The 15,560-nt window shown below is 52.4% G+C and carries 6 protein-coding genes; 1 reads left to right on the top strand and 5 read right to left on the bottom strand.

What is annotated here, in order from left to right; all coding sequences use genetic code 11:
* Positions 1–44: 44 nt before the first annotated feature.
* Both RID21_RS25875 and RID21_RS25870 read right to left on the bottom strand, forming a co-directional pair.
* Positions 45–4,916 carry a GEVED domain-containing protein gene (locus tag RID21_RS25875; protein WP_350193987.1) on the bottom strand — a complete coding sequence of 1,624 codons (4,872 nt, stop codon included), beginning with the start codon at positions 4,914–4,916 and terminating at the stop codon, positions 45–47.
* 484 nt (positions 4,917–5,400) lie between these two features.
* Positions 5,401–10,026 carry a peptidylprolyl isomerase gene (locus RID21_RS25870; protein ID WP_350193985.1) on the bottom strand — a complete coding sequence of 1,542 codons (4,626 nt, stop codon included), beginning with the start codon at positions 10,024–10,026 and terminating at the stop codon, positions 5,401–5,403.
* A 654-nt stretch (positions 10,027–10,680) separates the two neighbouring features.
* On the opposite strand from RID21_RS25870, the gene RID21_RS25865 reads away from it, so the two are divergent.
* Positions 10,681–12,621, top strand: coding sequence for a preprotein translocase subunit SecA (locus RID21_RS25865; protein WP_350193983.1), 1,941 nt, complete (start codon positions 10,681–10,683; stop codon positions 12,619–12,621).
* Between the two features lie 9 nt (positions 12,622–12,630).
* Here the strand turns inward: RID21_RS25865 and RID21_RS25860 are convergent, their stop codons facing one another.
* Genes RID21_RS25860 through RID21_RS25850 form a run of 3 tightly spaced genes read right to left on the bottom strand, consistent with a single transcriptional unit; the run spans position 12,631 to position 15,471 of the window.
* Positions 12,631–13,410 carry an amidohydrolase family protein gene (locus tag RID21_RS25860; RefSeq protein ID WP_350193981.1) on the bottom strand — a complete coding sequence of 260 codons (780 nt, stop codon included), beginning with the start codon at positions 13,408–13,410 and terminating at the stop codon, positions 12,631–12,633.
* Entirely contained in the window at positions 13,407–14,189 is a 783-nt protein-coding gene (locus RID21_RS25855; protein WP_350193979.1) for an amidohydrolase family protein, read from the bottom strand. The genes RID21_RS25860 and RID21_RS25855 overlap by 4 nt, the downstream gene beginning before the upstream one ends.
* A gap of 10 nt (positions 14,190–14,199) precedes the next feature.
* Positions 14,200–15,471, bottom strand: a complete 1,272-nt coding sequence (locus tag RID21_RS25850) for a DUF6807 domain-containing protein (RefSeq protein WP_350193975.1) — start codon at positions 15,469–15,471, stop codon at positions 14,200–14,202.
* Positions 15,472–15,560 lie beyond the last annotated feature (89 nt).

Raw genomic sequence — 15,560 nt, 5'->3', positions numbered from 1 at the left:
AATGAATTTCTCAGGGGCTGTGTGGTTAACGTGGGGTAGTTGGTTTACTGTCGGATATCGTGAGCACCGGCGTTGTTGATATCGTAGCCGAGATCGAGCAGGAACCAGTCATCACCACGGGCCACGGCACCGTAGAGCTGATCCAGTTCTCCGTCGTCAAAGACAGTTGTATCATCCAGGCGAACGTTATTTACGCCCAGGGATGCGTTATCAACGCGAGTACTGATGCTGGCAACCCGGTCTCCAAACGGATCGGCAGAGATCCATTCCTGGTAGATCGCAAACAGTTGTGTCAGGCCATTGTCATAGACCGTTGCTCCACCAATCAGGATGTCACCATTCTGACCGTAGTTGGTGTAGAGAGCTTCGTTATGTCCTCGGACAAAGTCGGAACCAAGACCACCGATCAGAATGTCAAAGCCGTCAGGACCACCTTCAATGGTATCGTTCCCTGCACCACCGACCAGGACATCGTTGCCCCAGCCGCCGACGAGGTAGTCGTTACCCAGTCCGCCGAAGAACATGGATTCGCGGTTATAGAAGGTGTCATCGGCGATAATCTGGTCATCTCCGCCCAGGCCCCAGACATAAACGCCACCCGTGGGAGTGAACTCACCCAGGTTGACGCCATTCAGGCGAACCTGAACGATATTGGTCTGGTAGGTCTGTGAGAGCAGAATGATATCATTTGCCTGAGTACCTGTAATGAACAGAGCTGACTTTCCAGGTCGGTTCGGATCGGGCAGCAGACCGGTGAAACCTTGCGGCACGACCGTGACCAGGTAGTCTTCAACTTCCCCGTCCGCTGCTGCACCCGTGGTCGATAATCCACCAGCCGAACTTAAGCGGAAGCGGGCTGCAACTTCACCGACAGTCACACCCAGAGGGACTGCAATGGAAACAGAATTAGCACCAGCAACAACAGCCTGGCTGGAGAGAATCTGCTCACCAGGATCGTCCCAGTCGCCATCCCCATTGAAGTCGATCCAGGCATCCATAAAGCCTGTTCCGGATGAGATGATGGTGATCGATGTGGAACTATCACCGGCGATAATCGGGTTGAGCAGAATGCCGTCATCAGTGTCCAGGCTCGCTGTCGCGGATTCCTGTCCATCGGCTTCTGCAGTGACTCCGGCACCGAGATAGAGGTTCGTGTAGTTATTGATTGCATGCTTGGCGCCATTTTCGGCATCGAGTACCGGGAATGAAGCGGGAGCATCACCGTAATCGACGCCGTTGCTGGCAACAATCAGGGCGGTGTCCGTAATCACACGGGCTGTTGAGGTACCGAAGGGACCGGCGAATTTCAGGACTTTACCCAGGTCGGTATCAACAACATACAGGTTGTCATCCGGTCCGAAGGTGATGCCATAAGGCAACTGGATGGTGGCGTTGAAGGTATAATTATCAACGAATGCACCCGTGTTGGGATCAAATCGCAGAATGCTTTCGGTAGCACCATTGGCGACATACAGGAGTCCGTCCGGACCAATTGTGATCCCGCGCGGATTTGCGAGCCCACCTGTTCCAGCAGCAATGAAGGGGCCGCCGGGAACCGGATCTCCATTAGAGTCAAACTTCAGAATTTCGTTGGTATTGTAACTGGCGACATACAGATTTCCGCTGCTGTCGAAGGCCATGCCATAGGGTTTGCCCATGCCACCTTCACTACGGGTAACGTATTCTTCGATGAATGCGCCCGTCAGGCCATCATAGCGTAAAATGCGATCACGCAGGAAGCCTGTATCCGCTACATAGAGGTCGGGGATACCAGGTGAGGAACCAGGACCGAAGGTAATGAAGCGGGGTTGAACCAGACCACCACCAGAGGCGAAGACGCCTGATCCGATGATCGAACCTGTCTGGCCATCATATCGAAGAATCTGTCCTGTATCTGAACTGGCGACATAGAGGTTGCCATCCGGTCCGAATACCAGACCGTTGGGAACGTCGATGCCACCTGAGCCGGGGATCACAAAGGAGCCGAGGGACTCACCTGTCTGGCCATCGAACCGCTCGACCGTATGATCGGATCCGTCTGAGCCTTCAAAGCCGTTACTGACGTATAGATCGCCGTCGGGGCCGAAGACCAGGTCACGCGGACTGTTCAGGTTAGTCGAGACGAAGTCACCCAGGTAGTTACCCGGTTGACCTTCTCCGGTATCAGCGTCAGCATAAGCCGCGGTGATAGTTTCACCAAAGACGACCTGCAGAATACCGTCACCGACAACCAGTGTTCCCGGTGAAGAGTTGATCGTGCCTGTGAAGGTTCCGAAACCGACTTCCGTCAAAGTGACGGTTTCCTGGTCACCGCCGGTTGATGTCACAGTCACATCGACTGTACCTGCTCCCAGCAGATCGCCATCGGTGACAGTAATTGTGATCAGATCACCTGAGTCGTAGGTAGCGTCATCAAAGACGATCGTTCCGTAACGGGAAGCCGTCAGTTCGAGTCGATAGTCTTCGACTTCCCCGTCAGGAGCATAACCAGTTACACCCAGTCCGGTCTGTGTACTGAAGCGGAAGCGTGCGAATGTTTCGCCAATCACGAAATCACCCACGCCCTGAGGGACACTGAAGGACAACTGGTGGGTGCCTGCAGTGAGGAACTCGTCTGTGAAGATCTGCTCGCTGGCTTCCCAGGCACCGTTGCCATTGAAGTCGATCCAGCCCTGGAGATAACCATCACCGTTGACGGTTACTTCGACAGTGGCAATGTTATCGCTGATGGAAATGCCGTTGGTGATATTTCCATTGGGATCGAGGAAGACCACGCCATCATCGTCTGCACCGTCACCGGAAGCATCCAGGCTGGGAAGTCCATCAGCTTCGAAATCGATTGATGCACCCAGTGTTAAGCCGCCTGCGAGGTCATGGCGAGCACCATCGTCTGCTTCCAGTGTGGGGTAGGGGGCAGGAGCATCGCCGTAATCAATTCCGTAGAACGCTCCTGTAGACAGGCCAAAGGCCAGTGTATTGGGGCTGTCCTGGGTTCCCAGGAAGTCATTCAGCGGACCGACATTGAAATCGACATCGATATCGTCACCAGTGCCGAAGATATTGTCGTTGCCAAGTCCAATTGTGTTAGCGAGATTACCACCCTGGTCGATGATTTGTGACGGAGCAACAAAATTCAAGGTGTGCCACAGACCAAAGAAGTGGCCGGCTTCATGAGTCACGATATTTCCGACAGCGACTCCGATCAGATCGATCATGCTGGATCCGAAGTTGCGGACGATATTGTTCAACGAGTTGGGATCTGCCGCGTTGGTGCTGCTGAGCAGGTCCAGGAGCACCACAGCCGATTCAGTAGTATCAAAGTTACCAACATCGATCGACTCAGCGATACCGATGGTACCTATGCCCAGTTCGTTGATCGTTCCCCCGACAATCACGCGGCTGAGATTCGGGGTGTTGGTTTCGTCGAGACCCGGGTTATCGAAACTGTTCAAAATCTGAATACCGTAATCACCGGGATTCATGGTCGTGGCGAAATCACCGTTGTTGGCCAGTCCCAGATCGGCAAAGTTTTCTTCGACGGTTGCCAGAATCGCCCGGATGACCGCCTCTTCATCAGCAGCGGAAAGCCCCCAGTTGCCCAGGAAGGAGCTCAAGGGGGACATGGTGGCTGTGCGTGAAATCTGGAAGCTGTCAAAGATGGATGGATCGACGTCTGCCCCATCAAAGTCGATGTACAGCGTCTGGATGGCACCCACCATCTGGGTTTCCAGTTCGGGACGGAAAACGCGTAACTGGAGGTCATAGAGTCCGACATCTCCCGTTACTCCCACGTAATAAGTTCCGGCAACTGGAGCAACAAAGGAAGCTGCAGCGTTACCATCACCGGGCAGTGGTGTGTTGGCTGGGTAAATGTCTGACAGGTAGAAAGACGACTGCTGAATCAAACCACCGCTGGGGCCATACATGGCAAGCGTCTGGCCTGCGCCTGTCACATTTGCTCCCAGAATGTCGCCTGCTTCCAGTTCAACGGCATAGTAATCCACATCCTGTACGTTCAGGCCGACTGTGAGGTCGTAAGCCCCTTCGGCCCGCGCGTTGGTTCCTGCACCATTTCCACTGGTTTCATCGAATGGATCATTCGGAGTACCGGTGTAGAAACTGGAGACCATGATGTAGTAATCACCATCGAGTGTGGCCGTGTATTCCAGCAAACTGTCTAAGGATGTACCACCATCGTCATCGAAGGCAAGCTGGAATCCCGAACTGGAGTAGATCGCGACAATCGGGTCCAGGTTGAAGAATTGAGTGGAGTCACGAACAGAGACCGAGATTCGTTCCCCTGCCTGGACACCACTGACCAGGTAGAAGTCGAAGTCACCCGTTCCGGTTCCCGCACTACCGTGCGGCCCGTTGCCCAGCTGGGCATTTTGAATTGTCACCTGTTCTCCGGAAACGATTCCCAGATCATTCGCCAGCGTAATGGAACCATCATCTTCGGCAAAGGGGAACAGGAATGTACTTGCGGTTGCGTTGGAAAGGTAGCCAGTGACGTCAGCATCAAACTCGTCATCCATGCCTGTTCCCAGTCCAGAAATCAGCTGGGCTGAACCAATATCATCATTGATTCCTGTCGTGCCGATACTCTCGCCTTCATTGACGGAAAACTGAGAGGGATTGCTGGGGGAGTCTACCTGGCCCAGGTCATTCTCATGTTTCTGCTTGTCTTCTTCAGAAACGGTGGCCTGTGATCGCTGTTGCGACTGCGTCTGGTTGGTCAAACCCCGGTTGGGTGAGTTGTTGATTCCGATACCGTAATCATCAGGATTGAAATCGGCCGGCGAATCATAGACGTTAGGATCGATGAGTGAATTAACAGCCGACAGGAGTGTTCTGTCTTCCAGATTTTCTACGGTCGAATAGGAGTGGACTGTTGCGTTCAGTCGTAGACTCTTCAAACGTCGAGCACGACCTCTACGTAAACGTTGAAGAAATGAACCAATTCGACCAGGCTGGTGACGACGTTTAGTTCTCATAAACATCATTTGCATCTTTCCATATCATGCCAAAACAGGTCAGCTGTTTTCAGCGAGTCGCTTATCTTGAAGAGGTTGCTTAACTCTTTGTTGCAAAACGAATTAAGTGTTTCCGTTGTTCCTGATGGCTGAGCCTGGGCCCGCTTCCCATCACATGTTTTCCCAGATCAACACCGACGATTAAGTGTTAAAATGGGCAAAGTTACCACCGATTGTGCAGCAGCAAAACTACGTATGTCAAGTAAAAGATAAAAAAGATCGACCGAAAAGCAGCCGTTGATTCAGGTTTTGACGAACGTACGGCGCAGAACCATTATCTTCTGGACGTCTGAACTTTCGATTTCTCACCGTTAACAAGGTAGATTCCTCTTAAAAAAACAGGTTCCACGAATCACGGAAGGGAACATTAGTTAATCCCCCCGAATTCCGGATCCAGATAACTGCCGAAAAACTCATCGGTGGCTTCTGAGTCCCCGTAATCCAGCAGTCTGCGCTCGCCTGTTTCCAGAACTGGTTCCATGAGATGGCTATCCGAGTTGTGTTCATGTCCCAGCAGGTGACTGAGTTCATGCAACAGAACGGTCAGGAGGTCGATCTGACCACTGGCTGCACTCAGGAGGCCTGCTGAGAAGATTCTGGGGTCTTCGGTGGCATCGAACTCGCTATTCGAGAAGGGCGTGCTGTCGACGAACCAGCCCCAGCCTGCGGCGTTAACATCCAGATAGATTGTATTAGTGGAAGAGTCAGCTTTGGCCAGCTGGTTTCCAGGCAGTTCGACTATTTCCAGTTTGACGTCACTGAGCTGCTCAATGGTAATCTCATCAGAACTGGCGGCGACCTGTTGTTTCGCCGCTTCGAGGACCGGCGCTGCCTCTTCACTGGTCAATGATTGCGTGTTGTCGTCTTCTGAATTGACGATTGCGGTGACGAGGTTGTTTTGCTGCCAGACTTCACTGAAGTTGGTCGGATAGACAAAGGAACTGCTGCCCCCTTTTACCTTATTGTAATTGGCAGCCAGCAGGGTGAGGTCTTTGAAATCGACTTTACCGGAACGGTCAAAGTCGGAGGCCCAGGTGGCGTCTGCTCCTGGAGCACCGGTGGTTTTGTTATAGACAGAAACGAATAGAAGCAGGTCTCCAAAATCAATCTTGCCACTGTCATTCAGGTCGTAGAGCGCTGGGACCAGAGTCAGATTCACCGCTGCACCTTCCGTCACCATTGCGGCTCCGACTGCAGAGTTAATGACACTGTTCGAAATCTCAAAGTCCACGTTGCCCACAGGCTGCATGTACTGCCCGTCAGCGTTGAGGTCGATCGGCTTGACTGACAGGTTCACACGCGCCATCAGTACAAGCGTTTCTGCTCCGAAAGCAGACAATTCGCTGGAAGCCCCCAGGCCGGTGATGGTCCCGTTTTCGTTGTCGATGGCCCCGGTCTGGTTTTGAGTAAATCCGGCGCCGTATATGATGGATTCTACAGTCAGATAAGTTGCATCAAAGCTGAAGTCTACGGCAGCTGATGCAACGCCATTTTGAGTAGAATTGGTAATGCTGACCCAGATCTCGACGGTGACCGGACTGAACTCGTCCAGGAAATCCACGTTGGCTGGCAGGGAGCCGACTTGCCCTTCGCTACCAGTACTGGTGGCTTTCCATTTCACGGTCATGTCTGCAGATGCGAGAACTGATTCTGCCTCATAGGCTCCGATATCAACGCGGCTGATGGTATCGTTATTACCGTCGGCAACACGGGCAGAACCACGCTGGTCCAGAGTCAGTTCGGGAGTAAACGCACTGGGATCAAAAGCGGGATTACCAGCATCGATGGCGACACTGGTTGTCGTCAACGCATGAGTCAGAGTGGAACCACCGTTATCGGCGAGGGGAAGCAGTTCCGGGTCCTGGCCAGTGATAAAATTCGATCCCTGATTGGTAAATCCGGACGTTGATTCCACCAGGCTGTAAGACCCGTTCACGTAACCACTGATGTCATCGCCTGAACTGGAAGCAGAGTTATCGGCAACGATTGTGTTGTTCAGCGTAATCACATCGAACGAGGAATAGAGGCCGCCTCCATCCTGGTTTGCCGTATTATTCGCGATGGTGCTGTTGCTGATAATGGCACTGTCAAAATCAACCGGATTGGAGAAGTAGATGCCCCCACCACTGCTGCTGGCTGAATTCCCGGACAGGGTGGTGTTGACCAGCAATGTCGTCAGGGCTCCTGATGAGATTGCTCCCCCGTCCCCAAACAGTGCCGAGTTGTCATAAAAGGTGCTGTTGCGAACGGTCAGCGATCCATTTGACTGTCTGATGGCGGCCCCGGAACCAGAGCTGCGGTTCAGGTAAAAGGTGGAATCGGTAATTGTGGTTGTGAGATCGAAGAGATAGAGCCCCGCACCATCGGTAGCAGCTCCAGTGGTATTGTCGGTGATGAGCGAGCCGTTGATCGTCAGAGTACCACCGTTCTGATAGAGGCCGCCTCCCCCACCGCTAGCGCTGACATTCGTCGATAGCGTGCTGTTATTCAGCGTGACATCGGAATTGATGGCATAGATACCGCCTCCAAATCCCTCTGCGGTATTCTGGTTCACCGTACTTCCATTCAAAATTACAGTACCAGACTGACTGACGATCGCCCCTCCAGAAGAGTAGAGGGAGCTGTTGGACTGGAACAGGGTGTCGTAGACTTCCAGATGTCCCGTATTGTAGATGGCACCGCCCAGTCCGGAGGTACTCTGGTTGTTCGTAATTTCGCTGTTGGTGATCACCAGGTTTTCGGCGTTAAAGATCGACGCTCCATTATCGCCGAGATTCCCCTTGGTCAGTTTGAGGTTTTCCAGTCTTACTGTCAGATCACTTACCTGTCCGTCGTCGATCAGGAAGTGCCGATCATTCTGATATGCGTCGATCGTGAGTAGCGGAGCCCCTTCTGCAGAAGTCGGAGCGATAATGGTGAGAGAGTCTGTGATCTCTAGGTCTTGAGAAATAATCAGTGTTTTCGCAGTGCCATTGAACAGAGCAGGGTCGAACATGATGATGTCTGCGCCATTCCCCGCGGGGGCGGCGCCGATGCTCGTGTCTGAATTGGCTGCCTGAATCGCTCTGCGTAAAGTCACCCGGTTATTCGGAGAAGTATCGGTCAGATTGGTGACCAGAATCACTCCTTCGGGGGCAATTGAAAACTGTACGGTAGCGACATTCGAGTAGGCGCCCAGGTTGTCAGCGACTCGATAGGTAAAGGAGTCGAGCCCCATGTAACCAGAGCCGTCAGCCGTGTACTGAATTTCGTAATCATCTTCGCCAACCTGCACCAGCGTAACAGTACCATGCGTGGGCTGAGAGATGATTTCCGCTGATTGTTCATCGATGCTGCCATCACTGTCTGTATCGTTCGCGAAGATATCGAACGACGCGGGAGTATCTCCTTGCAGAGCGACAAAATCGTTGTTGGCAACAGGCGGCTCGGTCACTACGACTGTCACGACCTGGTAGTCAATCGCACTGGTCTGGAATCCGACTGCCACGGTTAACTGGTAGATGCCTGGTGCCAGTCCGGCGTTGGGACTGATCGTCAGGATTCCCTGGTTGTTCAGGTCTATGGTATTAATGAGTCCCGCAGGGGCCGTTACCGGAATGTACAGACCATAATCAGAAAGGAGATCCTGATTCATATAGACTGGGACCCCGTTATTGGGAGCCAACGCGTCGACGTCAATGGCCTGCAACTGGTACTGAATAGATTCTCCGGCCCTGACTTGTAGAGTGGGAATGTCTGCCAGGTAAGGATTGGCATCTGAAGAATCAAAAATAATGTTGTCGGTGACCGGGTCCTCGTAGGGAAGGTCAATTGTATCCGGTGTCACATTGACCTGGAACTGTCGCTGCTGCTGATTTCCATCCTGATCGGTGACGGTCACCGTGATCGTGGAGGAACCGCTATATCCTTCGGCAGCATTTAAGAAGAGCGTGGCGTTTTCAAAGTCAGAAAAGACTTCCACGCTGTCCATAGTGATATCAAAAAACGGATCGTCCGTGTTGACCACTTTCACATCGTTGATGGCATTGCGAACATCGTCGCCTTCGGTCAGGAAACCGAAAATTGTATGTTGATAGTCGAGTCTGCGGAGCGGGCGATCCGTGATGAAGAACTGGGAGTTATTGGTGTCGTCCTGTGCTTTGGCCATCGAGAGCAGGCCAGATTGCACGTGCTGTAACTCGGGATGAAACTGATCGTCGAATGAACCATAGGTAGAACCACCAGCGCCGGTTCCAGTGGGATCTCCCCCCTGAATGATGGCATCATTGATGATCCGGTGGAAACTGACACCATCGTAGAAACCTTCCTGGGCGAGCTGAATGATCCGGTCGGTAGCGCGGGAAGCTCTCCCCTCGAACAGTTCAAAAATCATCTCCCCGTAGCCTGCGACGTTGATCCGCAAACTGCGATTTCCAGTCAGTAAGCGTGCGGAGACATTCGGATTGCTGCTCTCTATCGTGTAAGTCAATGGTCCGCCGTCGGGATCAAATCCATCCAGGGCGACATGCAGACCGGTATTGGCGAACAGATTTTGAGTGGGAATGTCTTTGAGATAAGGACCTTCCGAATTCGTGATTGCGATTCCGGTTGCCGTTGCCAGATCCTGTAGACTGTTGATAGAGCTGCCTTCGATTAACGTTCCGTTGTTCAGCCTCCAGATGGGCCGCAGATTCTGTACATCGCTGATACCCACATCGGCGGCACTGCCATTGAGATTGCGTTCGTTGTCTGTAATGTCGACGAAATTAATATAAGTCGCGCCATCACCCAGTAACGCTTTTTGTGCTGTCGTGTCGGCATCCCAGACTGCACCATACAGAGAGACATTCGCTGCTGCTAAAGCCTGTCCAAACGCGATCAGGTCCTGACCACTGAGTAGGGTCCGGTCTTCCAGCTTCTCAGTTGCTGCCAGTGGAGCCGTTGTTTTTTTGAGCCGACGATGGTGCTGGTGTCGGCGGGGTCTCCACAGATTATCAATCAATTTTGAGATCATGTATTCGGTATCTTTAGTGTACGAGTCAGTCAGGAGTGTCTTAAGAATTCAGTCCTCTGTCGGATGGCATCTGCAGGGGATCAAAACCTGTATGTTCAGGTCATGATTTTAAAGCAGGGGTGCTACCTAAAAAAACAGGTAAATTGGAATGTTTTCATTCTTTAGGGTAATTGTACCGAATGGGTGTTCTGTTTCTATATGACGTAGTCAAAAAACAATCTGCATCGAATATGACGATTGGTTGACTTCGATCTAACATTTACCTGCTGAACATGAAGCGAAATGTTGATTTAAGTCAACGGACCGTAACAACTTATCGTGGTGAAACCATTTTAAAGACCGAGTTGGGTTTTTCACTTTTTTGTTTGGTTGTAGATCCGTTCATTGGATAAAATGATGCTTAAAGTGGACAGAATCACTGGATATTAGAGAGGGTAAGTGTCTATTCCTTATAGATTTACATCCCTCTGTTGAGAATAGGGATCACGAGGCAGGCCCTCAGGCTCTCTGAGTTTTTCCTTTGACATTCAGCGTTATCTTTCACGTCCAGAAGCGTCTTTCAGTTGAGTAACCTTCGCCTTTACATGTGTTTCAGAGATCAACAGGCGGCTGACTGATACTCAGATTTGTGTTTCAAACATTCCGGGAGGCAACTTGAGCATCTCTTCGCACAGCTATCATTGGATGAAAACCGGATTTCGCCCTGCTAAATCCCGGCTTTCCCGCTGGCGCGCCCAGGCTAATCAGATTATTAAGCGTGGGGAGGCGTTGAAGACAGTCACTGATGATGAACTCGAGCGATATTCTCTGGAATTGCGCTGGCGCGCCAAATCGGGTGAGCCTCTCAAGAAAATCCTGCCCGAGGCATACGCTCTGGTACGGGAATCGGCCTGGCGTACTCTGAAAATGGCCCATTTCCCGGTGCAGTTAATGGGGGGGATTGCGCTCTTCGAAGGGGGCATCGCCGAGATGCAGACCGGTGAAGGGAAAACGCTGACAGCTGTGCTCCCCGCTTATTTGCGAGCTCTAATGGGCAAAGGCTGTCATGTGGTGACCGTCAACGATTACCTGGCGAAACGTGACTCAGAGCTGATGGGTCCCGTATTCAACAAACTCGGATTATCCGTCGGTTGTATCACCTCCGATATGGAAGACGAAGATCGACGCATTGCCTACGGTCTCGATATCACCTATGGCACCGCCAATGAAATGGGCTTTGACTTTCTCCGGGATCGTATTCGCATTGGAGCCAGTGCCCCGGGGCAGTTAGAGCAGGCCATTTCCAATCACAAATCATCGGGCAAGGAACCACTGGTTCAGCGGGGAAATTACTTCGCTTTGATCGACGAAGCAGATAGTGTGCTGATCGATGAAGCCCGGACACCGCTGATTATCGGTCTGATTCAGCCCAACGATGCGGCTTCCGTAAACCTCTTCCGTTGGAGCAACCGGGCCACGCATCAACTGGAATCTGAGGTCGATTACGTTTATGAGCCCAAAAAGCGGTCTGCTTATCTGACCGATCAGGGGTGTCGTAAAGTGTTGCTGATGCCCAAGCCTTCACTGCTGGATTCAATCGATACAGAACGCATTTACAAACAGGTTGAACAGTCGCTGATCGCCCGCTTCGGCTTTCTGAAAGATCGCGATTACGTCGTCGTGAATGATGAAGTGGTCATCGTCGATGAATCTACGGGCCGTATGATGGAAGGCCGAAAATGGCAGGACGGGTTGCACCAGTCCATAGAAGCCCAGGAACATGTTCCCATTACCGCAGCCACAGGTCAGGCAGCGCGCATTACTGTGCAGAGCTTCTTCCAGAACTACGCCCACCTGGCTGGGATGACCGGAACCGCGGCGCTGGCAGAACGGGAGATTCGAAAAACCTACAAAGTCTCAGTGACATCGATCCCCACCCATCGCCCCTGTCTGCGGAAAGGAAGTCCTCCCCGGGTCTTCAAAACACTGCAGGCCAAGCGGATGGCGGTGGTCGAAGAAATCGAACGTGTTCGGCAGAAACGCTGTCCCATTCTGGTCGGTACCCCTTCGGTGGAAGCTTCAGAAGAGCTGGGAGATCTGCTGGCGATGAAGGCGATTCCGCATCAGATTCTGAATGCCAAGTATCACGAACAGGAAGCTGAGATCGTCAAAAAAGCGGGCGAACCTGCCCGCGTGACGATCGCCACGAACATGGCGGGGCGGGGAACCGACATCCTGCTCAAAGACATCGTTCGCGAAAATGGCGGTCTGCATGTGATCGCTACGGAAATGCATACCTCAGCCCGTATTGACCGTCAGCTAATCGGTCGTTCGGCTCGTCAGGGTGACCCTGGGCACTATCAGTTTTTCCTCTCTCTCGAGGATGAACTGCTCCGCTGTCTGGAATTGAACCAGCTGAATCAGATCATCCGCTCTGCGAAAGCCGATGAACGCGGCGAACTGTCACCCGGCTGGATTTCGTTTTTCAAGAAGACGCAGGACTTCCTCGAGAAACTCCATCGCAAACAGCGGCGTGACATGCTCAAGCAGGAAAAATTCCGTATCGAGATGTTTCATAAAATGGGCCTCGATCCCTACCTGGAATGGACCGAGTAAGCACAGCCATTACGATTGCCTCTTCACGAACCGGTTCTGTGCATTCTCCCAGGTGATTTTGGTTTCGATTTCCTGACCCAGTTGTGATTCTCTAAGTTTATTCAGGCTCGATTCCAGATAGAAAAACGGATAGTAAGAACCAAACAGGATCTGCTGATACGGAACCTGTTTCATCAGCTTCTCGATTCCGCCTACTTCTTCCAGCATCGCGATCTCGATCGTCAGATTCGGGTTTTCCGTCAAGCGTGTCAGATTCGCACCTCGCAGTGATTTCATGCCATTCAAAACGGTGACCTGCAGCTGTTCATGCTGTTTCATCAGGCCCGGCAATGCTTCAAAATTCACATCGGGCACGCGCACCAGCGGATGCTGTGTGCGTTCGTCTTCCATCCGCATGGCAATCTGGATGAACAGTCCACGCTCGGCAGCCAGGGCAAACAGTTTCTTCGCGGCAGGATCACTGAGTTCGTATTCGTGATAATTCGGATGCAGCCGGATGCCGGGCATCTTCCACTTTTCGTGACAGGCGATGACATCCGCTTCCCAGCCTGGGAGACGCGGATTAATGCTGCCGACGGGAACCAGGATGCCTTCCCCTTTGGTTTGACACTCTGTAACCAGCCTTTGATTCACCGACATCAGATCTTTGTGCAGCAGCCCATCGAAACTGCCGGCCAGGGCCTTTTGAATCTGATTCTGTTTGAGCTTTCTGACCAGGGAAGCAGTGTCATCATTGGGCAGACGGCGGAACGGCCACTGTGAGAGATAAACGTTGACGTCATAAATCATACTTTGATCCCCTTTTCATTCAAAATGGGGGTCAACAGTCGCTTGAGGTTACCACCCAGAATCAGTCGTTTAGACACCTCGGGAATATCGGCTCCCTGAACCTTTGCCAGTTGAGATGAAAAACTGCGGCCGCCGATATCGCTGCCATACAGCACTCGTTCCGCTCCCAGTGTGCGGACAGCCATCTCCGTCATGCCGGCTGTCGGATCGGAGCCACCAATCCCCGCGTAGAGATTCGGGCTGTTTTGAATCGCCCGCAGACCCAGTTCCCAGTCGCCTCCTGTGTGTCCGGCGATGATGGGGATCTCGGGATGTCGGGCTGCCATCAGGGCCAGGTCGCTGGGCGTCGATTCGCCTGTCAGGTTCCCACCGGTTTTAAACCAGGTGTGCTGATAGATCAGGGCTTTGAGTTCCCCGGCGCGTTTGATAATCGGATCGATGGCCGGATCATTACAGCGGGCAGCGACCCACAACTTAACACCGATCATGGGACCATTTTTCACGCAACGGTCCAGTTCTTCCAGACTTTCATCCACATACTTGGCGTTCAGATAGACGAAGCCGAACGCCCGATCGTGCCAGTGGCTGATGGCCTGCATGACCTGGTCGTTCTGCTCGCGGAATTGTTGGGGCGTCGGATCGATCAGAAAGGGCCAGCCCATAAAAAAGATCAGGCGTTCTACGCCCATCCGGTCAGCATAGACCATTAACTGGGCGATGCGTTCATCGACCGTTTTTCCATCCACCCCGGAGAGGTGGCAGTGCAGGTCCCAGATCATTGTGTTACTTTCATTTTTCAGTTTCGGTGGGAGCAGCCAGTTTCAATGTGACTTGGGGTGGGTGGGCATAGCTGTTCCAGAGTTGGTCAGTGTTTGAGAGCGCCTGACCATTGTGAACCAGAAATCGGTAGCGACTGATATTAGGCGTCCCGGGTTCTATTTTCCAGTCGCCGAGCACACTGGGGGTAAAAACCATGTAAGGCATAGAGGGATGAATGCGAACCGGCTCCGGGAAACGAAAGTTCTGCGGGTGACTTAAAATCGTAAAGCCACTGAAAGATTCATCGGCTGTTTGCCGTCCGGAAATATCACACCAGCGGGAGCGGTCGTGATTGCCGTTTTCGCGAGTTTTTCCATTCGATGTCAGGAAGCGGCAGTTTTCTTTTGTCCAGCCCCGACCACCGCGGATCGCCATGCCGCCGTAATGGTATTCAGGTAGGTACAGCGGGCTGTCAGACGCACAGCGCGCATTGGAAGTGATGTCGTACATCCAGTATTCCGGATCCGCTTCCAGCTGATTCCAGACACGAATGGTCCAGATCTCTTTCAAAGCGACTTTTTCAGCAGTTCCTGTCAGGTCGACAAATTCCTGTTCGACCTGTAATTCACCGAACACCGGACCTGACTGTTTTGACAGCAGTTTATGAAACCGTACGCGGCCCTTGTTACTCTTGATCTCCCAGAAATTGGTAGGGCGTCCCTCAAAAATACATTTGGTATACGCCAGAAACTGTCCGCTCTGGTGAGCGTGGTCGGGAGGGAATTCATCCGAGACGACTTTGCCACCTGGGGTCACGATCGGATGAATATGAGCACTGCGGCCATACAGCGGATGCAGGTCTTTCGGCGCGGGAACATGCTTGTAGTTGTAGGCCAGAACCTCATGCTGACCAATCATGATCTGGTAGGCCTTGCCGGTATCTTTGATCGTCACTTCGCGGGCCGCAGGTACCGCTCCCGTTTTCAGATCCAGCGTTTTTGTCTCACCGGCTGCCAGTGTGCCGGGATAAATCAACCAGAGTCGGCTCGGCTGCCCGTCCCGGGTTTCGATCTGAACCGGAATCTTTTCCTGCGAAGCGGGATCGATCAGATGCAGAGGCTGAGTCATCGCTTGGGAATCAGACAGGTCCACGCTCACCGGTTGATTTTGCAGCGGAGTCTTCCCGGCTCTGATGCTGATCGTGCCGGGTGAAGCGTTATTTGCAGAAACCGTTTCGAGGTGACAGACCACGAGACTGACGGTCAGAATCAGAAAACTTGCGAGGCGTAGAGCATGGTTCATATGTGCGACTCAATTAGTAAAGTGTCATACCGGAAACGGACTTTATTTATGCTAGCTTTGGTGAATCACCGGATGCAAGGCAACTTCAA

It is taken from the genome of Gimesia sp. (assembly GCF_040219335.1).
Lineage (GTDB): Bacteria > Planctomycetota > Planctomycetia > Planctomycetales > Planctomycetaceae > Gimesia.
This window is presented reverse-complemented; position numbering and strand designations above follow the sequence as displayed.

Excerpts from the sequence above, each read along its gene's own strand:
- RID21_RS25860 (WP_350193981.1), bottom strand. The coding sequence starts at position 13,410 with ATGATTTATGACGTCAACGTTTATCTCTCACAGTGGCCGTTCCGCCGT.
- RID21_RS25850 (WP_350193975.1), bottom strand. The coding sequence starts at position 15,471 with ATGAACCATGCTCTACGCCTCGCAAGTTTTCTGATTCTGACCGTCAGT.
- RID21_RS25855 (WP_350193979.1), bottom strand. The coding sequence starts at position 14,189 with ATGATCTGGGACCTGCACTGCCACCTCTCCGGGGTGGATGGAAAAACG.
- RID21_RS25870 (WP_350193985.1), bottom strand. The coding sequence starts at position 10,026 with ATGATCTCAAAATTGATTGATAATCTGTGGAGACCCCGCCGACACCAG.